This is a genomic window from Rathayibacter sp. VKM Ac-2856 (assembly GCF_013205055.1).
GTDB lineage: Bacteria > Actinomycetota > Actinomycetes > Actinomycetales > Microbacteriaceae > Rathayibacter.
Genome location: NZ_JABMLF010000002.1, coordinates 1 through 22,518 on the forward strand (window position 1 = coordinate 1; position 22,518 = coordinate 22,518).

Genomic DNA, 22,518 nt, shown 5'->3' on the forward strand with positions numbered 1-22,518 from the left:
CACCTCCGGCACGCGAAAACAACTCCGGCTCGTGAGAACCCGGCCGTTCCACGAGCCCGACTCCGTTCCACGTGCCGGACGTCCGACCTCCTCACCTCCGGCACGCGAAAACAACTCCGGCTCGTGAGAACCCGGCCGTTCCACGAGCCCGACTCCGTTCCACGTGCCGGACGTCCGACCTCCTCACCTCCGGCACGCGAAAACAACTCCGGCTCGTGAGAACCCGGCCGTTCCACGAGCCCGACTCCGTTCCACGTGCCGAACGTCCGACCTCCTCACCTCCGGCACGCGAAAACACCTCCGGCACGCGAAAAGCGCCGGATTCCACGAGCCCGGCGCGATTCCACGAGCCGAAGCTCCGGCCCGGTCTCCGGCGGCGCGCGCGACGAGCCCCGGCACTCGACACGACCTCCGGCACGCGAGAACAGCCCCGGCACGCCGGAATCGCTCGATCCCGCGAGCCGGACGCCGATTCACGAGCCGAAGCTCCCACCGAGCCGACTCCTGCAGGCGGGACCATCTCCGGCACGCGGAAACGGCTCCGGCACGCGAAAATCGCCGGATTCCACGAGCCCGGCGCGATTCCACGAGCCGAAGCTCCGACCCGCCTACCTCCGGCTCGCGGAACCGTCCCCGGCACGCCGGAACCGCGCGATCGCGCGAGCCCGACCCGGTTCCACGAGCCGAACGTCCCGACGTCCCCGCCTCCCCCTGGGAGGGGAACCCGCCCCCGGGAGACGTAAGGTGTGCTCACACGCGCCCGCGGACGGGCGGGCCCCGCATCGCAGCGGCACCCGCGTCCCTGCGACGAAGCGCCGCCCGATCACAGGAAGCCACGGTGCCCGATGCCGGAAGACAAGCCCGCGCCGCGGGCCCCGAGCATCTACGACGTCGCCCGGGCGGCCGGAGTCTCGCACCAGACCGTCTCCCGCGTGCTGAACGACCACCCGAGCCTGCGCGCCGAGACCAAGAAGCGCGTGCTCGACGTGATGGCCGAGCTCGACTACCGGCCGAACCTCGCCGCCCGCGCCCTGGTCACCAGCCGCACCCGCACCATCGGCGTGCTCTCCTCGCAGAGCCTCCAGTTCGGCCCCGCGTCGAGCATCCAGGCGATCGAGGTCGCCGCCCGCGACGCCGGCTACCTGGTCGTCACCGCGAACGTCGACGGCACCGACGGCGACTCCATCCAAGCCGGGATCCGGCACCTGCTGAACCAGGCGGTCGAGGGCCTCGTGGTCATCGCGCCGCAGATCCGCGTCTTCGACATCCTGTCCGGCGTCGCGATGCGGATCCCCAACGTCACCCTGCAGACCACCGACGCCGAGCGCGGCGATGCGCTCTACGTCGACCAGATGGCGGGCGCGCGGATGGCGACCGCGCACCTGATCGAGCTCGGCCACACCGAGATCCTGCACCTCTCCGGACCGCAGGACTGGATCGAGGCCGAGGCGCGGATGCGCGGCTACCTCGTCGAGCTCGGCGACCGGAATCTGCCGCTGCGCCCGCCGATCCTCGGCGACTGGAGCGCCGAGCGCGGGCACCACGTCGGCCTCGAGCTCAGCCGCCTCCTCGACGTCACCGCGGTCTTCGCCGCCAACGACCAGATGGCGCTGGGTGTGATGAGCGCGTTCCACGAGCGCGGGATCCGCGTGCCCGAGGACGTCAGCGTCATCGGCTTCGACGACATCCCCGAGGCCGCCTACTACTGGCCGCCGCTGACCAGCGTGCGGCAGGACTTCGCCGAGCTCGGCCGCCGCTGCGTGGCCACCCTGCTGAGCCTGATCGAGGGCGAGCGCCCGGAGGCGTCCCCGCCGATCGACCCGCAGCTGATGGTCCGCGGCTCCACCGCCGTTCCCCGCTCGCTCACCGCCGCCGTCCGCGCGGCGCACCGATGAATCGCGCCGTTATCGAGTCGAGACCTGCACGGTGGCATGATGACCGCCGACAGGTCTAGCATCACTCCATGTGATCGCTCACATGAGCGTCCCGCCGCCGCCGGCACCCCGCGGCAGCCCAGCACCCGCTGCATTCAATGACGAAGGAATCACAGTGACCACAATGAAGCGCGCACTCATCGCCGGCATCGCCGGTGGCGCGATGATCCTCTCCCTCGCCGCCTGCTCGAGCGGCTCCGGCGACTCGGGCTCCGGCTCGGGCGACGGCGGCCTCGTCGGCGTCGCGATGCCGACGAAGTCCTCCGAGCGCTGGATCGCGGACGGCAACAACGTCAAGTCGCAGCTCGAGGAGGCCGGCTACCAGGTCGACCTGCAGTACGCCGAGGACGACATCCCCACCCAGGTCTCGCAGCTCGAGAACATGATCACCAAGGGCGCCAAGGCCCTGATCGTCGCCTCGATCGACGGCACCACCCTCACCAGCGTCCTCGAGGAGGCCGCGGCGAACGACATCCCCGTCATCGCCTACGACCGCCTCATCCGCGACTCCGAGAACGTGGACTACTACGCCACGTTCGACAACTACAAGGTCGGCGTCCAGCAGGCCACCTCGCTCCTCGCGGGCCTCGGCCTGACCGACCTCGAGGGCGCCGCCGCTGCGGACGCCCCCGCCGGTCCCTTCAACATCGAGCTCTTCGCCGGCAGCCCCGACGACAACAACGCGACGTTCTTCTTCAACGGCGCGATGGACACCCTCGAGCCCTTCATCGACGCGGGCACCCTCGTCGTCGCGTCCGGCGAGACCGAGTTCAACACCGTCGCCACGCTGCGCTGGGACCCCGAGGTCGCCCAGAGCCGCATGGAGGACATCATCACCAAGACGTACTCCGACGGCTCGAAGATCCAGGGCGTCCTCTCGCCCTACGACGGCCTCAGCCGCGGCATCATCTCCGCGCTGACCGACGCCGGCTACACCGTGGGCACCGACTTCCCGATCATCACCGGTCAGGACGCCGAGCTCGACTCGGTCAAGGCGATCATCTCGGGTGAGCAGTACGCGACCATCTACAAGGACACCCGCGAGCTCGCCAAGGAGGCCGTGCTGATGGCGCAGGCCGTCCTCGAGGGCACCGAGCCCGAGGTCAACGACACCGAGACGTACGACAACGGCGAGAAGGTCGTTCCGTCCTTCCTGCTCGACCCGGTCATCGTCACCAAGGACCAGATCCAGTCCGTGCTGGTCGACGGCGGCTACTACACCGACGCCGAGGTCAACGGCTAAGCGCCACCTCCACTCGCACAGCACGACCCCGGGAGGGCGCCCATCGGGCGCCCTCCCCCACTACGAAGGAAGGGAGGCACGCGTGACCACGAACATCCTCGAGATGCGCGGCATCACCAAGACGTTCCCGGGCGTGAAGGCGCTCCAGGACGTCACGCTGAACGCCGAGCGCGGCGAAGTCCACGCGATCTGCGGAGAGAACGGCGCCGGCAAGTCGACGCTGATGAAGGTGCTGTCGGGCGTGTACCCGCACGGCACGTACGAGGGCGACATCGTCTTCGAGGACGAGGTGATGCAGTTCGCCAGCATCCGCGACTCGGAGGCGAAGGGCATCGTCATCATCCACCAGGAGCTGGCCCTCAGCCCCTACCTCTCCATCGCGGAGAACATCTTCCTCGGCAACGAGGTCCGCGGCTTCGCCGGTCTGATCGACTGGAACAAGACCAACGCGGAGGCGGCCTCGCTGCTCGCCCGCGTCGGCCTGAAGGAGAACCCCACCACCAAGATCCAGGACATCGGAGTCGGCAAGCAGCAGCTCGTCGAGATCGCCAAGGCGCTCTCCAAGCGGGTCAAGCTGCTCATCCTCGACGAGCCCACCGCGGCGCTCAACGACGAGGACTCCGACCACCTGCTCGACCTGATCCTGCACCTCAAGGAGCAGGGCATCACCTCGCTGATCATCAGCCACAAGCTCAACGAGATCAAGAAGATCGCCGACACCGTCACGGTCATCCGCGACGGCAAGACGATCGAGACGATCGCGCACGACGACGTGACGGAAGACCGGATCATCAAGGACATGGTCGGCCGCGACCTCGACCACCGCTACCCGGACCACACGCCGCACATCGGGGAGGAGATCCTGCGCGTCGTCGACTGGACCGCGCACCACCCGCAGGACCCGACGCGCGTCATGGTCGACAAGGTGAACCTCACCGTGCACCGCGGCGAGATCGTCGGCATCGCGGGCCTCATGGGCGCCGGCCGCACCGAGTTCGCGATGAGCCTCTTCGGCCGCTCCTACGGCAGCCGCATCTCCGGCCAGGTCTTCAAGGCCGGCAAGGAGATCCGGATGCGCAACGTGTCGGAGGCGATCGCCCACGGGCTCGCCTACGCCACCGAGGACCGCAAGCACTACGGCCTCAACCTGATCGACGACATCAAGCGGAACATCTCGCTCGCGTCGCTGCCCAAGGTGTCCAGTGCCGGACTCGTCGACGACAACCGCGAGTTCGAGGTCGCCAACGAGTACCGCGGCAGCATGAACATCAAGTCGCCGACCGTGCTCGCCAAGACCGGGAAGCTCTCCGGCGGCAACCAGCAGAAGGTCGTCCTGTCGAAGTGGATCTACTCCGACCCGGACGTCCTCATCCTCGACGAGCCCACCCGCGGCATCGACGTGGGTGCGAAGTACGAGATCTACACCATCATCAACCGGCTCGCGGCGGAGGGTAAGGGGATCATCGTCATCTCCTCCGAGCTGCCCGAGCTGCTCGGCATCTGCGACCGCGTCTACGCGCTGTCGGAGGGCCGCATCACGGGCGAGCTGCCCATCGCCGAGGCCACGCCCGAGGCAGTCCTCACCCTCATGACCCAGGAGAAGCAACGATGACCGATCTGCAGAACACCCCGCCGACGGCGGCGGGAGCGCAGGTGAACCCCACCGAGAACGCGTTCACCAAGCGCCTCAGCCACGTGCTCAGCGACCTGGGCAAGAACGGCATCTTCCTCGCCCTGATCGTGGTCGTGCTCCTCTTCCAGATCATGACCAACGGGATCCTCCTGCGCCCGCAGAACATCTCGAACCTGATCGTCCAGAACGGCTACATCCTCATCCTCGCCATCGGCATGGTGATGGTCATCGTGGCCGGGCACATCGACCTCTCGGTCGGCTCGATCGCCGCGTTCGTCGGCGCCATGTCCGGTGTCTTCGCCGTCAACATGGGCCTGCCGTGGTTCGTCTCCATCGTGCTCTCGCTGCTCATCGGAGCTCTGGTGGGCGCCTGGCAGGGCTTCTGGATCGCGTTCGTGGGGATACCCGCGTTCATCGTGACCTTGGCGGGCATGCTGATCTTCCGCGGCCTGGCGCTCGTCGTCCTCGGCAACGCGAACATCGGCTCCTTCCCGATCGAGTACCGCGCACTGGGCAACGGCTTCCTCACCGATCTGTTCGGCGAGACCGAGGGTCTCGACCCGCTGTCGCTCGGCGTCGGCGCGCTCGCGATCATCGCGTTCACCGTGCAGTCGGTCCGCATCCGCCGCGGCCGCCAGAAGTACAACCAGGGCGTCGAGCCGGGCGCCTGGTTCGTCACCAAGCTCGTCCTCATCGCCCTCGTCGTCGCCGCGTTCGCGTTCGCGCTCTCGTCGTTCAAGGGCATCCCGGTGACCCTGATCGTCCTGGCCGTCCTCGTCCTCGTCTACGGCGTCGTGATGAACCGCTCGGTCTTCGGCCGCCACGTCTACGCCATCGGCGGCAACCTGCACGCCGCGGAGCTCTCGGGCATCAAGACGCGCAACGTCACCTTCTGGCTGTTCGTCAACATGGGCGTCCTCGCGGCGCTCGCCGGCCTCGTCTTCACCGCCCGCCTCAACCTGGCGGGCCCGAAGGCGGGCGACGGCTTCGAGCTCGAGGCCATCTCGGCCGCGTTCATCGGCGGCGCGGCCGTCCAGGGCGGCGTCGGCACCATCGGCGGCGCGATCCTCGGTGGTCTGATCATCGGCGTCCTGAACAACGGCATGTCGATCATGGGCATCGGCATCGAGTGGCAGCAGGCGGTCAAGGGCCTCGTGCTCCTGCTCGCGGTCGCCTTCGACGTCTACAACAAGCGCCGCTCCGGCGGACGCTAGCCGCTCCGGTCGTGGCCGACTGGTCGCGGTTCCTGCCGCTCAGCACCGGAGCCTCGGTCGACGAGTCGGGGGTCAGCAACGACTGGCGCCCGCTCGTCGCGGATCGGCTCGACCGGCTCGCCGTCCTGGCCGCCTCCCCCTCCTTCACGGAGGGCGGGGCGGCCAGTGCCGTCTCCACCCCTCTTCTCGGCGCCCTCGTCGTGCGGCTCTCCAGCAGCACGGCGCAGCGGCTCGCCACCCGCTTCGGCGCCCGCGAGGCCGCCGATCCCCCCGCCCCGGCAGCGCTGCCGGCGGCACTCACCGCCCTCGCGACCGACCGCCGCGCCGGCCGCGGCCCCACCGGCGTCGCCGAGCTCGTCGAGGTCGTCCGCGTCGAGCTGGCCCTCGCCCCCGAGACGGTCCTCCCCGAGAAGGTCTCCGGCGCCGTCGCGCTCGACCGCTTCCTCCGCGCGCCGCTCGCCATCCGCGCCGCCGCCCGCGGCAGCTCCCTCGTGCCGACCGACGCCTCCTGGTCGCTCGGCTCCGGCCCCGCCGTCCGCGCGCCGGCGGGAGAGATCCTCCTCTTCCTCCTCGACCTCGGCCCCTTCCCCACCTCGGTCGAGCCGGAGGCGTAGCGAGCGCCAGAGTGTGGACGATAGACGCCTGCCGTGAGTTCCGGTGAAGACGGATGTGAAGATGTTTCACGTCCGTCTTCTCCTTCTCCGCTCCGAGGATCTCCATGACCACGCTCCACCACGACCGCCCGACGACCTCCGCACGGCGTCGCTCCCGCTCCCTCGACATCGCGGTCGCGACCGCCCTGTCCATCGGTCTCCTCGGCGGTGCGGCCACCGCCGCCCGCGCCGAGGCCCCCTCGACGGGGTCGCCTGCGCCCTCGTCGGGAGTCGCCGCTCCCGTCGAGCACCCCGGCATCGACGGGCACTTCACCGGAGCGCTCGACACCGAGGACGGCCGACCCGTCACCGTCGGCACCTACATCACCTGGACCGCCGAGCTCGCCAACACCGGCGACGTCGAGATCCGCACCATCCACGGCATCGACGTCGACCTCGCCCCCGGCGAGACCACCAGCAACTTCTCCTGGCGGAAGCAGGTCACCCAGGCCGACCTCGACACCGGCACGGCCACCATCAGCTTCCCCTGGGAGGCCACCACCGCCTCGGGACTGCCCTTCACCTCCCCCGCCATCACCGGCAGCCTCACCCTCCCGGTCGAGCACCCCGGCCTCAGCGGGCACTTCACCGGTGTCGTCGACATCGAGGACGGCGCGCCGATCGTCCCCGGCACATACATCACCTGGACCGCCGAGCTCACCAACACCGGCGACGTCGAGATCCGCACCATCCACGGCATCGACTTCGTCCTCACCCCCGGCGAGACCACCAGCAACTTCTCCTGGCGGAAGCAGATCACGCAGGCCGACCTCGACACCGGCACGGCCACCATCAGCTTCCCCTACGAAGCGACCACGGCCTCGGGGCTGTCCTTCACCTCCCCCGTCGTCACCGGCACCCTCGCCCTGGCGCCGCGGCCGGCGGCGGGCTGACGCGGGTCCTGGAGGCGAGGGACCGCATGCCACCCCACCGGGAACACGCGACGGGAGAACCCTGCGCAGGAGGCGCCGGTTCGCCCTCCACGAGCAGCCGCGTCCTCGCCCCTCAGGACCTCCTCGCACTGCGCGGACTCGTCAACACCCTCCATTCACTCCTGCTGGCGGAGATCGTCGACAGTCATGCGGTCGGCAGGATCAGGGTCTCGCTGGGAGAGAGCGGCCTCCTCGCGGGAACGGAAGCCCAGGATCCCGCCGACATCGACATCCGCCAGGCGCTCGAGGATCTCTTCCACCGGTTGCTCTACGTCCTGGGCGAGACGGACGAGGCCGACGGTCGTCATCCCGTCTGGTCGGGTGACGACGAGAGCACCTCCGGCACGTCGTAGAGCGGCCTCTCGCCGCGACGCCCCACAAAGGTCGTCACGCCTCGGCTCGTCGGTCGGTCCGGCCGGATGCCGCGGACTCCTCGAACGGAGTCGGCCGTAGCATCGGAGGATGACGCGCTCACTGCCGAGAAGCACCCCCTCCGCCCACGACCTCGACGCCGCGGGCGTCCTCGATCTGCTCGACGCGATCGAGGCCGCGCCCGGTGTCGAGCTGCACGGCCTGATGGTCGTGCACGGCGGCGACGTGATCGCGGAGGGCTGGTGGGCTCCGTACTCCGCCGAGCGGCTGCACCTGCTCTACTCGCTCAGCAAGAGCTTCACCTCGGCGGCGGTCGGCCTCGCGGTCGGCGAGGGGCTCGTCGATCTCGATGCGACCGTCCTCTCCTACTTCCCCGAGCTCGACGCCGAGGTGACGGATCCGCGCTCCCGGGCCGTCCGCGTCCGGCACGTCCTCGCGATGGCGAGCGGCCACTCCGCCGAGACGATCGACCGGGCCCGTGAGCTCGATCCCGTCGACATGGTCCGCGGCTTCCTGCTGCTGCCGCCCGAGCAGGAGCCCGGCAGCGTCTTCGCCTACAACCAGCCCTGCACCTTCGCCGCCGCGGCGATCGTGCAGCGCGTCACCGGTCAGTCGCTGACCGACTACCTCCGCCCCCGACTGCTCGATCCGCTCGGCATCGGCGAGGTCGCCTGGATCCGCGACGCCTCCGATCGCGAGATCGGCTACAGCGGGATGCACACCACGACCGAGGCGGCCGCCGCCCTCGGGCAGCTGCACCTGCGGGAGGGCCGCTGGGGCGACCGCGCGATCCTCTCGCCGGAGTGGGTGGCCGAGGCGTCCACCGCGCAGGTCGCCACTCCCCCGAACGACGGACCGGACTGGGAGCAGGGCTACGGCTTCCAGTTCTGGCGCTCGCTGCACGGCTACCGTGCCGACGGTGCCTACGGCCAGTTCAGCCTGATCGTTCCGGAGCACGACCTCGTCGTCGCGATCACCGGGCAGAGCACCGACACCGGCGCGCTGCTCGCGGCGGTGTGGGAGCACCTGCTGCCGGCGGTCGGCCGCGGATCGACGGCGGACGCCGACGCGCGGCTGCTCGAGCGCCTCGGCTCGCTCGGGCTCGCGCCGCTCCCCGCCCTGCCCGCCTCCCCCGAGCCCGCGCGCTTCACGGCTGCGCCCGGCTCGGCGGTCCGCTCGCTGACCGCGGTGGAGATCGCGGGCGACGACGCCGGGTGGACCCTCGCGCTGATCGAGGGCGAGGAGCGGCTGCTGCTGGCGCCGGGCTCCGGTGAGTGGGTCGTCACTGACGCCGTCGCGGCGAGCGCCGGCGCGGGCGAGGGCGGCACCCTCCTGGTCGACGTGATCTTCCTCGAGACGCCGCACCGCCTGCACCTCGAGCTCGACCCCGCCGCCGGCGGCTTCTCGGCGCGATGGGAGACGGAGCCGCTGCACGAGGGGCCGCTCGCGCTGCTGCGCGCCCCGCGCTGAGCCGGGGCTCCTCACTCGGAGCGCTGAGCGAACGGACCCGCGACGGGCCCCGCACACTCTGCGGGGCCCCGCGCGCGTCCACTCGCGAACTCCAGTTCATGCGGAGGGACCCGTGTAGGGGTCTGCGGACGGGGCGGGGCCCGTTTCGCGTCCGCTCGGCGCGGAGGCGCCTATGTCGATCCATTCGGCGCACTGGTCTCGCGGAACGTCGGTGGTCCGCTGTAGCGTCGAGGACGGATGTTAACGTCAACATCGTCCCGGCGTGCAAAGGAGCACAGCATGAGATCCCGACAGTCATCGGCACGGAACCGCTCGGCACTGGCGGGGGTGGCCGCGGTCGTCGCGGCCCTCCTCCTCGGAGTCGGAGCGTCGCCCGCGACGGCGGCGCCCTCCGGAGTCGTCACCGATCCGAACGACGGAGTGCCGCGGACCAGTCCGCCGCCCGTCTACACCGACTACCCCGCGATCCAGGACCCGGGCCGCAGCGCCGCCGGCTACTTCCAGCCCTCCTGGTACGACACCGACGGCCGCCACATCCAGGCGCACGGCGGTCAGATCGTGACGACCGAGGAGAACGGCCAGGAGGTGCAGTACTGGTACGGCGAGGACCGCACCAAGGGCTACTGGAACAGCCCCGGCGTCGCCGTCTACCGCTCGACGGACGGCCACAACTGGGAGAACGAGGGAGTGGCGCTCCGCAGCGTCGCCGCACCGAGCGACCTCGAGGCGCCCTACTTCGACGCCCTCTACGACACCGTCGACGATGCCGGCCAGCCGCGCGCCGACCGCATCGCCGAGCTCGACTACCACCTCGACACCACGCAGTCCTCGCCGAACACCGCGATCTTCGAGCGCCCCAAGGTGCTCTTCAACGAGAAGACCGGCAAGTGGGTCATGTGGTGGCACTCCGACGGCCGCATCACGCCGGGCGGCAGCACCTACGCGCGGTCGATGGCGGGAGTCGCGACCTCCGACAGCCCGACCGGTCCGTTCACCCTGCAGGGCGTCTACCGGCTCTACAACCGCTCGAACTACCAGGCCTGCACCACCTCGGCGGTCCCCGGCCAGGCGCGCGACATGACCGTCTTCCAGGACGAGGACGGCACCGCCTACATCTCCTACTCCTCCGAGGAGAACTACTCCCTCTACATCGCGAAGCTCGACGCCGACTACACGAACGTCGAGCGCACCACGACGACGGACACCCTCGACGCCGGTCAGTACTCGGCCGACGGCACCTACCCGTACGTCTTCGCCGACGGGAAAGCGGGCGCACCCGTCCGCGGGACCGACTTCCAGATCGTCAAGGAGTGCGGCCACCTCGAGGCACCCGCGATCTTCGCGAACGGCGGGAAGTACTACACGATCGCCTCCGGAGCGACCGGCTGGGCACCCAACCCGCAGACCTACTACACCGCCGACTCGATCCTCGGCTCGTGGATCCGCGGAGTGGAGAAGGGCGACGTCAACGAGAACGTCGCCTACAACGCGATCCCCGAGGGCGGCGACGGACTCCTCTCCGTCGGCGACGGCCGGAAGACCACCTTCGGCTCGCAGTCGACGAACGTGCTGACGCTCGCGCCCGGGAAGTACGTCTACATGGGCGACCGCTGGAACGACGGCGAGTCGAACTCGAACTACGTCTGGCTGCCGATGACCGTCGGTGAGAACGGCCGCCTCGAGATGCGCAATCCCGCCACCGAGGACCCGGCGCGCTGGGCGGACGGCTGGAACGAGTCCTACTGGGACGGCAAGGGCGTCGGAGTGGGCACCTGGTCCGTCGCCGACGACCGCCTGCCCGACACGGTGCGCCGGAACGCCGACGTCGCCGCCGCACTGCCCGCGACGGTGTCCGTGACGACCGGCTCCGGCACCCGCGACGTCGCCGTCAGCTGGGCGCCGACCGGCCCCGCGCTCCTCGGCACCCTGACGGTGACGGGCACGCTCGCCGCCGACGCCGAGTTCGCGGACGGCCGCACCTTCACCCGCACGATCGAGGTCGCTGAGCCCGGGATCGCGAACCTCGCCCCCGGCGCCTCGCTGACGGTCTCGAGCCGCGCCGATCTCGCGCCGACGCTCATCGACGGGAACGTGAAGGGCAAGGGCTGGGACGACTGGACCGGCTCCGGCTACCCGCGCGACAGCCGGCTCGCCTTCTCCTGGGGCAGCCCGCAGAACCTCGACTCCGCGACGGTGCACGCCTTCAAGGACGGCGCGACGGCGACCTGGCCCTCGCGCATCGAGGTCGAGTACCAGGTGAACGGCGCGTGGACCACGAGCTCGGTCGCCGCGACCCTGTCGCAGGCCGCGACGGACGCCGCGCCGACGGTCGTCCTCGACCTGTCCTCGCTGCCGGACACGACGGGCCTCCGCCTGCACCTGACCAGCGCCGCCAACACCTGGCAGTCGATCAGCGAGGTGCAGATCTGGGGCACCGCGCCGCCGGTGAACGTCTGCCGGGTGAAGGGCGCCGCCGTCTCGGCGTCGTTCAGCCAGACGAAGTGGGCGACCCTGCCCGCCGGCAACGCCTGCGACGGGAACGTGACGACCGCGTGGTCCACCTGGACCGACCAGGCCCTCGCCGGCAGCGCCGAGTTCACCCTCACGAACACCGAGGCGCACCGTGTCGCGGGGCTGTCGTTCACCAACATCGAGGGGACGCTCGCCTCGGTGAGCATCGCCACCCGCGGGACCGACGGCGTCTGGCGCCCGACGTCTGCGCAGAACGTCGCTCCGGCGGCGAACGGCGCGCTGACGACGATCCCCTTCACCGCGGTCGAGGCGACGGGGCTGAGGCTGAGCTTCTCGACGCCGAACTCGTTCCTCAAGATCACCGAGATCGTGGTGCCCGAGGTCGCGGCCCCCGCGCTGACGGTCCCGGCCTCGGTGTCGTCCCGGTGCATCGCCGGCAAGGCGGTGCTGTCGGTGACGGCCACCAACGGCGAGGGCACGGCGATCGGAGTCACGGCGTCGTCGGCGTACGGGCAGAAGTCCTTCGCGAGCGTCGCGCCCGGCTCGAACGCCGCGCACACCTGGACCACCCGGCAGGCCGCCATGCCCGCCGGCGAGGTCCTCGTCACCGCGACGTCCGGACCGTCCACCCTCGAGCAGAAGGTCGCCTACCCGGCCCGCACCTGCTGAGCGGGCGGATCTCCCGGAGGGCTGCTCGACCGACATGGGTCGCGCAGCCCTCCCTTCCATGCTGGTCGATTAGCCGCAGAGCGGCGTATCGAGACCCACCCACCGGATCTCGAGACGCCCTCTGCGAGGGCTGCTCGATCAGCATGGACCGGGCCCTCTTCCATGCTGGTCGAGTAGCCGCGGAGCGGCGTATCGAGACCCACCCACCGGATCTCGTTACGCCCTCCGCGAGGGCTGCTCGATCAGCACGAGCCGCGCAGCGGCGCCCGCCGCACCCGGAAGCGGGGTCCCGCTCCCGCTCGTCCCGCTGGTAGGAACGAGGGGTCGGCGCATCGCCGCGACCGGCAGAACGGGAACACCAGTGATCCGCACCACCCGCGCCGTCCTCACGACCGCGGTCCCCTCCGCCGCCCTCGTGCTGAGCCTCGTCTTCGCCTCGGCGGCCCTCGCTCCCGAGGCGGTCACCGCACCCGAGCCCACGGCCACCGCGGCACCCGTCCCCGACGCCACCGCGTCCGCCGCACCGACCCCGGCGCCCTGGCCCTCGACGGGCTCCCGCTCCGGTCGCGACGCCGACGAGAGCTCCTCGGTCTGCTGCGCGGTTCCGGAGTCCTCCGCCGCCCCGCGCGACGACATCGAGGACGGCGGTCCCGCGGCTCCCGTCCCCTCCGACTCCCCCTCGACCTCCGACGTCCCCGCCTCCTCCTCCGATCCGACTGCCAGCCCCGAGCCCGCCCCCGAGCCGGAGCAGCAGGGCGCCGGCGGCGTCGACGTCGGAGTCAGCATCGACTCACCGTCCACCCCCGGCACCCTGTCGATGACGGTCGCCGGATCCGCGTCGACCCTCGTCGAGTCCGGCTCCACCCCGCTGCAGCGGCGCTTCCTCGGCGCGCTCCCCACCGTCACCGTGGCCGACACCCGCGATGCGGCGCCCGGTCCCGCCGTCGCCGGCTGGTACGTCCTCGCCTCCGCGAGCGACTTCACCGCCGCCACCGGCCCCGCGATCGGCGCCGCGCACCTCGGCTGGACACCGGAGCTCGCCGACGCGGCAGGCGATGCCGTCTCCGCCGGCCCGCGCGTCGACGGACTCCTCGACGGCGGCTCCGGCGTGGACGACGCCGTCCTGCTCAGCGCCGCCGACGACTCCCCCGCGACCTCGGGCTCGTGGTCCGCGACCGCCGCGCTCGTCCTCGCCACCGAGCCGACCGTCGCTCCGGGCGCCTACCGCTCGACGCTCACCCTCTCGCTCTTCGAGTGAGCCGAGCAGCGCCTCGGCGACGGACGCCGCGGGCGCGCGCTCTCAGCTCTGCGCGACCGCGACCGTGACGACGAGCGCCGAGTGCACCACCGGCTCCGACACCGCGAGGTAGCGCTCCGATCCCTCGATCCACGCCTCCGTCGCGCCCTCGCGGGTGCGGAAGCGCACCGCGTCGCCACTCGAGGCTCCGCGGCCGTCGGCCTTGATCACCGCGCGGGTCCGCAGCTCCTGCAGCACCTGCTCCGCGCTCGCACTGCCCGACGCGATCCGCTCGCGCACCCCGCGGGTCCGGGCGGCGGCGATGCCGACCTCGCGACCGGTGGCCAGCGCGGCGACGACGGCGCCGTCGCAGTGGGCGATGCTGATCCGCATCCGCTCGAGCGCCGGGTGCTCCCCGCCGAGCACCGGGCGGCCGTGCGGTCCGCTGCACTGTGCGCAGCGCGCGTCGACGCGGACGTCGAGCGGATCGATCCCGAGCGTCTCGGCGGCCAGCTCGCGCACCAGCACCCGGCCGAGCAGGAAGCTGTCGCGCACCTCGCGGCGCCCGGTCGCCTCGTAGCGCAGGCGCTCGGCGAGGGTGAGCAGGCGCAGCATGCGGTGCCGGGCGGAGTCGAGGACCTCGGGACGCGCCCAGCGCAGCTGGACGTCGTCGGTGGCGAGGAGGGGGAGACCGGTCATGCCCCGCACGGTACGCGGCGCAGGCGACATCGGCGTGACGGTCCGGTGCACGGGCGGCGTCGAGCCGGCCACCCGCCTGTCCGCTCGGGCCGCATCAGCCCGAGTCGTATTGAATGGAGCGGGTGCAGACGTTCCTCCCCTTCGCCGACCTCCGCGCGAGCGCCCGAGCCCTGGACAGCAAGCGGCTCGGCAAGCAGCGGGTCGAGACGCTGCAGATCATGCGGGCGCTGACCGTGCCCGGCTACGGCTGGCAGAACCACCCCGCCGTGCGGATGTGGCGCGGCCACCGGCCCGCGGTGATGGCGTACCAGCGCGAGACCTGCGACGCCTGGACCGATCGCGGCTTCGCCGACACCTGCCTCGAGAAGACGGAGGCCGCCCTCGCGGCGCACCCCGACGATCTGGCGCTCTACCGAGCAGGGACGATCGAGCTGCCGCCCTGGTTCGGGCGCGACGACGTGCACCTCTCGCACCGCTCGAAGCTCGTCGAGAAGGATCCCGAGCACTACGCGCCACTCTTCCCGGGCACGCTGCCGGGCCTCGACTACGTCTGGCCGGTAGGAGCCGTTTAAGAGGAGTGACTCCGGCCCGATCGCAGGGTGCGGCGGTGTCGCGAGCGCACCCTTCCGGCTCCCCGCGGCCGTCCCTGCGCGCGTCCGGTCGGCTCTACCGATGCTCCTCGTGGGCGCACAGGGCCTTTACAGACCGCGACCGGACCCTTCGTCTTCGCGACGTCTCGGGTTAGTCTGTCGTGGTTGACCCGGCGCGATGGGCGTTCGGGGCGTCGGTGGCGGCCGTCGTGATGATCGGGGGGTACCCGAAGGAGAAGGTTTGGCGTCCGACAGAAGGACCACCGGTGGCGTGGTCAAGGCGATCGTGGGCTTCCTGGGCATGAGCGTCGTGGCCGGAGTCCTCGTGACCGCCACCGTCACTCCCGCCGTGGCGATCGCCGGCGTCGCCGCGAACCAGTCGATCGGCGTCTTCGACGGCCTCCCCGAGTACCTCGAGGTCGACAAGCTCTCCGAGAAGAGCAACATCTTCGCGACCCGCGCCGACGGCTCCCCGCAGCTGCTCGCCTCCTTCTACGTCGAGAACCGCATCGAGGTCCCCCTGGACCAGATCTCGCAGTTCGCCAAGGACGCCGCCGTCTCCGGCGAGGACCCCCGCTTCTACGAGCACGGCGGAGTCGACCTCCCCGGCACCCTGCGCGCCGTGGCGCAGACCTACGTCCTCGGCAACGACGTCCAGGGCGGCTCCTCCATCACGCAGCAGTACGTCAAGAACGTGCTGGTCGAGAAGGCCGTGCGCAACATCACCGACGAGGCCGAGCGCGCCGCCGCGATCGACGACGCGACCCGCACCTCCCCCGAGCGCAAGCTGCGCGAGATGAAGCTCGCGATCGGTCTCGAGAAGGAGTACTCGAAGGACCAGATCCTTCAGGGCTACCTCAACATCGCCTTCTTCGGCGGCACCACCTACGGCATCGAGACCGCCGCCAACTACTACTTCAACACCAGCGCCGCGAACCTCTCCATCGCCCAGGCCGCGAGCCTCATCGCGATCGTGAACAACCCTGCCGTGCTCCGCCTCGACCAGCCCGAGAACCCCGACAACGGCGCCGCGAACGGCTACCAGCGCAACAAGGACCGCCGCGACTACATCATCGACAAGATGCTGGAGGAGGGGAAGATCTCGCAGGAGGACCACGACGCCGCGCTCGCGACGCCGGTCGAGCCGCAGATCACCGAGCCGAGCACCGGCTGCTCCACCGCCGGCGACGCGGGCTACTTCTGCGACTACGTCACCAACATCCTCAAGAACGACCCGACCTTCGGCGAGGACGAGGACACCCGCTGGACGAACTTCCGCCGCGGCGGCCTCGACGTCTACACGACGCTCGACGTCGACCTGCAGAGCGCGGCCGTCGCAGCCGTCGACGCGCAGGTTCCGCAGACCTGGAACTTCGACGTCGGAGCGGTCTCCGTCAGCGTCGAGGTCGGCTCCGGCCGCGTCCTCGCGATGACGCAGAACAAGAAGTACTCGCAGGACCCGGACGTCCTCGCAGCGGACCCCTCGTACAGCGCGATCAACCTCAGCACCGATCAGGCCTACGGCGGCTCCTCGGGCATCCAGCCCGGCTCGACCTACAAGCTCTTCACCCTGGTGGAGTGGCTGAAGGAGGGGCACAGCATCAACGAGCCCGTCGACGGGACGCGCAAGGCGATCTGGGGGTCCTTCGAGGACTCGTGCGCGCCCGGGGGGACGAATTACGTCGCCTCGACCAGCGCCAAGAACGACGAGGGCGGGAACGGCCAGGTCGGCACCGCCGTCGACTTCACCCGGACCTCCCTCAACACCGGCTTCGTCGGCATGGCCCGCGAGCTCGACCTCTGTGCGATCCGCAACACGGCGCTCGACATGGGCGTCAAGCAGGGCAGCGGCAAGGAGCTCGAGCACAATCCCGGCTCCGTGCTCGGCACCAACTCCGTCTCCCCCCTCTCGATGGCCGGAGCCTTCGCGACCATCGCCTCCGGCGGCTCGACCTGCGACTCGATCGCGATCGACAAGATCGTCGACGCGACCGGGGCCGCGCAACCCGTCCCCTCCGCCAACTGCCGCCAGTCGATCGACCGCAACGTCGCGGCGACGGCCGCCATCGCACTGCAGTCGACCTTCTCCGGCAACGGCACCGCCTTCCAGTCGCGCACCGGCGACGGCGTGCCGCTGATCGGCAAGACCGGCACCACCGACGACGCGAAGGCGACCTGGATGACCGGCGCGAGCACCCGCGTCGCGACCGCGGTCGGCGTCTTCAACATCAAGGGTGACGCCAACCTCCGTCTCGGCCGCTTCTCGTTCGACTCCGGATCCGCGGCGACGGCTCGTCACAGGATCTGGCCCGTCGTCATGCGCGCCGCCGATGCCCGCTACGGCGGCACGGCGTTCCCCGAGGCCGACGGCTCCCTGCAGGTCGTGCCGCGCGTCAACGTTCCCGACGTGACCGGCCTGTCGGTCGGCGACGCCCGGGCGAAGCTCGAGGCGGCCGGCTTCAGCGTGAGCGAGGGCGCCGCCGAGGCGAACTCCGCGTCGTCCGGCACGGTCGTGCGGCAGTCGCCGTCCGGCACCGCGACGCGCGGCACCACGGTGACGATCGTCGCGAGTTCCGGTCCGGCTCCCGCCCCCGCCCCGACCGCGGATCCCGCCGCTCCGGCGGCGCCCGCCGCCGGTCAGCAGACGGTGCCGAATGTCGTCGGCCAGGATCTCGAGACAGCCAAGGCGGCCTTCGCCTCGGCCGGCTTCTCGAAGATCACCCTGTCCTGCACCGAGAACGGCAACGCGCCCGACGCCGGCCAGGTCACCGGCCAGGACCCCGCCGGTGGCACCGGCGTCGCCGCCGACGCCACCCTCCGCGTCGCCATCACCGCCAAGAAGTGCCCGTAGCCCCCACCTCCGGCACATGAAACCGGCTCCGGCTCGCAGAACCCTCCAGTTCCCGCGAGCCGGAGCCGTTTCCGCGTGCCGAGGCCTACGCCTCGTGCCGGTCGAGCAGCCTCGCCGAAGCGCCCCTGCTGCATGCTGGTCCCACAGCCCGCAGAAGCACCCCCGCCGCATGCTGGTTCCGCAACCCGCAGAAGCACCCCCGCTGCATGCTGGTCGAGTAGCCCCGCAGGGGCGTATCGAGACCCACCGTCCTCAGTACGCGAAGTCTGCAGACTCCGCCTCTGGACCCGGTGGATCTCGATACGCCCGCTCCGCGGGCTACTCGATCAGCATGGGGCCCGCTCCGCGGGCTACTCGATCAGCATGGGCGGCCCGCTGAGCCCGCCCGCGCGTCAGCCGCGGCCGCGCAGCGCGCCGACGATGGCGGCCGTCGCGTAGTGCACGATGAGCGCCGCGATCCCGAAGCAGGCCAGCCCGCCGCTCGCCTCGGACCACGGCCGGTGCGCGTCGGTCATGCTGCCGGGCATCACGATGTCGAGCGCGAAGAAGCCGGCGGCGAGACCGAAGCAGACGAAGCTGATGACCAGCAGCGCTCGGATCGCCCTGCCCACCGGGTCGTAGTAGCGGGGGTTCGACATCGTGCCTCCGGTTCTCGTCCCTCGTGTCTATCCGCCCGGGCCACCCCCCGCAACCACTCGACACGCGAAAGCCCCGGCCCCCCTCCGCGAGATGCCACTTGTGTGCACGACACGCCGTGAAAGGCGGTCACAAGTGGCATCTCGCGGAGGGGACGCCGGGGCGTCAGCTCACGAGGAGCGCGGGGGTCAGGCGGCCAGGGGCATCTCAGCAGCCGAGGTGACGACCAGCTCGCCGCCGATCGCGTCGACGCGCACGGCGCCTCCGTCGGTCACGTCACCGGACACGAACAGGTCCGCGATGCGGTCGTCGACCCAGCGCTGCACCAGGCGGCGCAGCGGGCGGGCGCCGTACTGCGGCTCGTAGCCGTGCTCGGCGAGCCAGTCGACCGCGGCCTCGCTGACCTCGAGCGACACCTCGCGCGAGGCGAGGCGCGCACGGCTGGCCTCGAGCACCAGCCCGACGATCTCGCGTAGCTGCGCACGGCCCAGCCGGCGGAACAGCACGATCTCGTCGATCCGGTTGAGGAACTCCGGGCGCATGGCCTCGCGGAGCCGGCCCATCACGCGGTCACGCAGGTCCTTCTCCGAGGCGAAGCCCTCGGCCGACTCGTCGCTCTGGGCGACGAAGCCGAGCGCGCCCGAACGGGAAGCGAGGAACTCCGACCCCAGGTTCGAGGTCATGATGATCACCGTGTTCCGGAAGTCGACCGTGCGGCCCTGGCCGTCGGTCAGGCGTCCGTCGTCGAGCACCTGCAGCAGCAGGTTGAAGACGTCCGGGTGGGCCTTCTCGATCTCGTCGAAGAGCACGACCGAGTAGGGGTTCCGGCGCACGCGCTCGGTCAGCTGACCGGCCTCGTCGTAGCCGACGTACCCGGGAGGGGAGCCGACCAGTCGCGAGACGGTGTGCCGCTCGCCGAACTCGCTCATGTCGAAGCGGATCACCGACTGCTCGTCGGCGAAGAGCGAGCCCGCGAGGGTGCGGGCCAGCTCGGTCTTGCCGACGCCGGTCGGGCCGAGGAAGAGGAACGAGCCGACGGGTCGGGAGGAGTCCCCCATCCCGGTCCGGCTGCGGCGGACGGCGCGGGCGACCGCGGCGACCGCGTCGTCCTGGCCGATGACGCGCTGGTGCAGCTCGGTCTCGAGCTGCGCGAGACGCTCGCGCTCCCCCTCGGTCAGCCGCGACACCGGGATGCCGGTGGCACGGGCGACGACCGCTGCGATCTCGGCCTCGCCGACGACCGCCTCCTGGGAGGCGCCACCGCCGGCCGTCGCCGCATCGAGCGACGTCTGCACCGCGGTGATCTCGTCGCGCAGGCGCGACGCCTCCTCGTAGTGCTCGGCCGAGACGGCCGCGTTCTTGTCGCCCTCGAGGGTCGCCAGCTTCGCGAGCAGGGCCTGGGTGTCGACCCCGGCGCCGAGCGTGAGGCGCAGGCGCGCACCGGCCTGGTCGATCAGGTCGATCGCCTTGTCGGGCAGCACGCGGTCGGGCAGGTAGCGGGCGGAGAGCTCCACCGAAGCGCGCAGGGCGTCGTCGGTGTAGGCGACGCGGTGGTGCTCCTCGTAGGCGCCGCGGAGTCCGTGCAGGATGGCCACGGCGTCCTCGACGCTCGGCTCGCCGACGCGGACGGGCTGGAACCGGCGCTCGAGGGCCGGGTCCTTCTCGATGGTCCGGTACTCCTTGAGCGTGGTCGCACCGATCAGGTGCAGCTCGCCGCGGGCCAGCCGGGGCTTGAGGATGTTCCCCGCGTCCATGCCGCCCTCGCCCGCGCCACCGGCGCCGACGACCGTGTGCACCTCGTCGATGAAGAGGATCAGCTCGCCCGAGTGGGCCGCGATCTCGTCCATCGTCGAGGTGAGACGCTCCTCGAAGTCGCCGCGGTAGCGGGTGCCGGCGAGCATGGCGGGCAGGTCGAGCGAGACGACGCGCTTGTCGCGCAGCTGCTCGGGCACCTCGCCGGCCACGATCGCGCGGGCCAGGCCCTCGACGACCGCGGTCTTGCCGACGCCGGCCTCGCCGACGAGCACCGGGTTGTTCTTGGTGCGGCGGCTGAGGATCTCGACGGTCTGCTCGATCTCGTCGGCACGGCCGATCACCGGGTCGAGCCGGCCGTCGCGGGCGAGCTGCGTGAGGTCGGTGCCGAACTTGTCGAGCATCGGGGTCTCGGAGGCGGGCGCACCCGGCTCCTGGACGCTCTGCTCGCCTGCGACGGTCTCGCGGAGCCCCTGGGTGAGCGCCTCCGCGGTCACGCCGGCGCGGGCGAGGACCTGCCCGGCGGGCGCGTCCTGGCCGAGCACGAGCGCGAAGAAGAGGTGCTCGGGATCGATGTAGGTCGAGCCGCTGGAGCGGGCGACCTGGTAGGAGTGGAAGAGCGCGCGCTGGGCGCTCGGGGTGATGGTCGCCGCGTTCTGCGAGGCCGGGGCCTCGCTCGCCTGCGGCAGGCGCGCTTCCGTCGCGGTCGCGATGGCGCCGGGGTCGACGCCGATGCGGCGGACCGCCTGCGACACGGCCTCGTCGTCGACGAGGACCCGCAGCACGTGCAGGGCGTCGAGCTCGGTCTGGCCGCGCTCGAGAGCGAAGCGTCCTGCGGACTGCAGGATGCTCTGGGTGCGTGCGCTGAGGAAGCGGCTGAGGTCGATGGACCGCGCCGCGCGGGCGCGCTCACCGTCGAGGTAGCGGGCGAGGAAGTCGTCGAACGAGCTCGCTCCGGCCTCGTTGTAGTTGTCGGGCACCAGTCCTCCTGAAGAGTTGAGTCACTTGCACTCAAGTTCAACGCAGGGGGGCCGTCCCTATTCCCGCCCGCGAGATGCCACTTGTGCACGCCTTCTGCGGCGTGTCGCGTGCACAAGTGGCATCTCGCGGGAGGGGGATCGATGCGGGGGCGCGGACGGAGAGGAGGCACGGACCCTGTCCGGTCCGTGCCTCCCTGTGCGCCGACGCGCGTTTCTCCGGGGTGGGAGCTCTAGGGGACGATGTGGCCCGCCGCGCGGAACAGCTCGTACCACTCCGGCCGCGTGAGCGGCAGGTCGGAGCCGAGAGCTGCATCGCGCACGCGCTGCTCGTTCGTCGTGCCGAGGACGACCTGCATCTTCGCCGGGTGGCGGGTGATCCAGGCGGTCGCGACGGCGAGGGGCGGGACGTCGTACTTCGCGGCGAGGCGGTCGAGGACCGCGTTCAGCTCGCCGTACTCGGGGTTGTCGAGGAAGACGCCGGTGAAGAAGCCGCTCTGGAACGGCGACCAGGCCTGCACGGTGATGTCGTTGAGGCGGCAGTAGTCGAGGATGCCCGCGTCGCGCATGACCGACTGGTCCTCGGCGAGCATGTTGGACGCCACGCCCTGGGCGATCATCGGCGAGTGCGTGATCGAGAGCTGCAGCTGATTCGCGACGATCGGCTGGTTCAGTGACTTCTTGAGCAGCTCGATCTGGTACGGCGTCTGGTTGGAGACGCCGAAGTGCTTGACCTTGCCGGCGGCGTGCAGCTCGTCGAAGGCGCGGGCGACCTCGTCGGGCTCGACCAGAGCGTCGGGGCGGTGCAGGAGCAGCACGTCGATGTAGTCGGTGCGCAGCGCCTTCAGCGAGCCCTCGACCGACTGCATCAGGTGCTCGTAGGAGAAGTCGAAGTAGGGGCCGTCCGGCACGATGCCGGCCTTGGTCTGCAGCACCACCTGCTCGCGCTCGGACGGGGTCAGCGCCAGCGCCTCGGCGAAGCGCTCCTCGCAGCGGTGCAGCTCGCCGCCGTAGACGTCCGCGTGATCGAAGAAGTCGATGCCGGAGTCGCGGGCGGTGCGGACGAGGTCGCGGATGGCGTCGTCGGTCATGTCGGGGATGCGCATGAGGCCGAGGACGACGTTCGGGGAGTCGAGGCCGGAGGCGCCGAGGGGGACGTGCTTCAAGGGAGTGCTCCTTCGTTG

General features: G+C 71.0%; 16 protein-coding genes. 11 read left to right on the plus strand and 5 right to left on the minus strand.

Features of this window, described 5'->3' with window-relative positions; genetic code table 11:
- Positions 1 to 845 precede the first annotated feature (845 nt).
- From HQQ82_RS07120 to HQQ82_RS07145, 6 genes are all read left to right on the plus strand, one after another.
- Complete coding sequence (locus tag HQQ82_RS07120) at positions 846 to 1,895, plus strand: LacI family DNA-binding transcriptional regulator (RefSeq protein WP_173232380.1); 1,050 nt, start codon at positions 846 to 848, stop codon at positions 1,893 to 1,895.
- Between the two features lie 163 nt (positions 1,896 to 2,058).
- The gene (gene chvE / locus HQQ82_RS07125) at positions 2,059 to 3,177 is read left to right on the plus strand and encodes a multiple monosaccharide ABC transporter substrate-binding protein (protein ID WP_173232381.1); all 1,119 of its coding nucleotides are present in this window, start codon (positions 2,059 to 2,061) and stop codon (positions 3,175 to 3,177) included.
- 82 nt (positions 3,178 to 3,259) lie between these two features.
- Positions 3,260 to 4,789 (plus strand): multiple monosaccharide ABC transporter ATP-binding protein, encoded by a 1,530-nt coding sequence (mmsA, locus tag HQQ82_RS07130; RefSeq protein ID WP_173232382.1) that lies wholly within the window; start codon positions 3,260 to 3,262, stop codon positions 4,787 to 4,789.
- Positions 4,786 to 6,024 (plus strand): multiple monosaccharide ABC transporter permease, encoded by a 1,239-nt coding sequence (gene mmsB, locus HQQ82_RS07135; RefSeq protein ID WP_173232383.1) that lies wholly within the window; start codon positions 4,786 to 4,788, stop codon positions 6,022 to 6,024. Before mmsA ends, mmsB begins: the two co-directional genes overlap by 4 nt.
- Positions 6,025 to 6,035: 11 nt before the next feature.
- Positions 6,036 to 6,638, plus strand: a complete 603-nt coding sequence (locus HQQ82_RS07140; protein WP_173232384.1) for a hypothetical protein — start codon at positions 6,036 to 6,038, stop codon at positions 6,636 to 6,638.
- A 104-nt stretch (positions 6,639 to 6,742) separates the two neighbouring features.
- Positions 6,743 to 7,570: a hypothetical protein gene (locus HQQ82_RS07145; RefSeq protein WP_173232385.1), complete on the plus strand. Its 828-nt coding sequence runs from the start codon at positions 6,743 to 6,745 to the stop codon at positions 7,568 to 7,570.
- Positions 7,571 to 7,725: 155 nt separating this feature from the next.
- On the opposite strand, the gene HQQ82_RS07150 is transcribed toward HQQ82_RS07145, so the two are convergent.
- A complete protein-coding gene (locus tag HQQ82_RS07150; RefSeq protein ID WP_173232386.1) occupies positions 7,726 to 7,917 on the minus strand; it encodes a hypothetical protein in 192 nt (63 codons plus the stop codon).
- Between the two features lie 154 nt (positions 7,918 to 8,071).
- Between HQQ82_RS07150 and HQQ82_RS07155 the strand changes: the two genes are divergently transcribed.
- From HQQ82_RS07155 to HQQ82_RS07165, 3 genes are all read left to right on the plus strand, one after another.
- A complete protein-coding gene (locus tag HQQ82_RS07155; protein ID WP_173232387.1) occupies positions 8,072 to 9,451 on the plus strand; it encodes a serine hydrolase in 1,380 nt (459 codons plus the stop codon).
- Between the two features lie 279 nt (positions 9,452 to 9,730).
- A complete protein-coding gene (locus tag HQQ82_RS07160; RefSeq protein ID WP_173232388.1) occupies positions 9,731 to 12,592 on the plus strand; it encodes a glycoside hydrolase family 43 protein in 2,862 nt (953 codons plus the stop codon).
- Between the two features lie 361 nt (positions 12,593 to 12,953).
- Positions 12,954 to 13,850, plus strand: a complete 897-nt coding sequence (locus HQQ82_RS07165; protein ID WP_173232389.1) for a hypothetical protein — start codon at positions 12,954 to 12,956, stop codon at positions 13,848 to 13,850.
- Between the two features lie 42 nt (positions 13,851 to 13,892).
- Here the strand turns inward: HQQ82_RS07165 and HQQ82_RS07170 are convergent, their stop codons facing one another.
- The gene (locus tag HQQ82_RS07170) at positions 13,893 to 14,528 is read right to left on the minus strand and encodes a 4'-phosphopantetheinyl transferase superfamily protein (RefSeq protein WP_173232390.1); all 636 of its coding nucleotides are present in this window, start codon (positions 14,526 to 14,528) and stop codon (positions 13,893 to 13,895) included.
- A gap of 122 nt (positions 14,529 to 14,650) precedes the next feature.
- On the opposite strand from HQQ82_RS07170, the gene HQQ82_RS07175 reads away from it, so the two are divergent.
- A complete protein-coding gene (locus HQQ82_RS07175) occupies positions 14,651 to 15,100 on the plus strand; it encodes an MSMEG_6728 family protein (protein ID WP_173232391.1) in 450 nt (149 codons plus the stop codon).
- Between the two features lie 259 nt (positions 15,101 to 15,359).
- Complete coding sequence (locus HQQ82_RS07180; protein WP_173232392.1) at positions 15,360 to 17,969, plus strand: transglycosylase domain-containing protein; 2,610 nt, start codon at positions 15,360 to 15,362, stop codon at positions 17,967 to 17,969.
- A gap of 392 nt (positions 17,970 to 18,361) precedes the next feature.
- Here HQQ82_RS07180 and HQQ82_RS07185 read toward each other — a convergent pair whose 3' ends face one another.
- The 3 genes from HQQ82_RS07185 to HQQ82_RS07195 all read right to left on the minus strand — a co-directional run bounded on the left by HQQ82_RS07185 (position 18,362) and on the right by HQQ82_RS07195 (position 22,500).
- Positions 18,362 to 18,607, minus strand: a complete 246-nt coding sequence (locus HQQ82_RS07185) for a hypothetical protein (RefSeq protein ID WP_123733661.1) — start codon at positions 18,605 to 18,607, stop codon at positions 18,362 to 18,364.
- Between the two features lie 186 nt (positions 18,608 to 18,793).
- Entirely contained in the window at positions 18,794 to 21,337 is a 2,544-nt protein-coding gene (locus HQQ82_RS07190) for an ATP-dependent Clp protease ATP-binding subunit (RefSeq protein ID WP_173232393.1), read from the minus strand.
- A gap of 230 nt (positions 21,338 to 21,567) precedes the next feature.
- The gene (locus HQQ82_RS07195) at positions 21,568 to 22,500 is read right to left on the minus strand and encodes an aldo/keto reductase family oxidoreductase (protein ID WP_301952429.1); all 933 of its coding nucleotides are present in this window, start codon (positions 22,498 to 22,500) and stop codon (positions 21,568 to 21,570) included.
- Positions 22,501 to 22,518 lie beyond the last annotated feature (18 nt).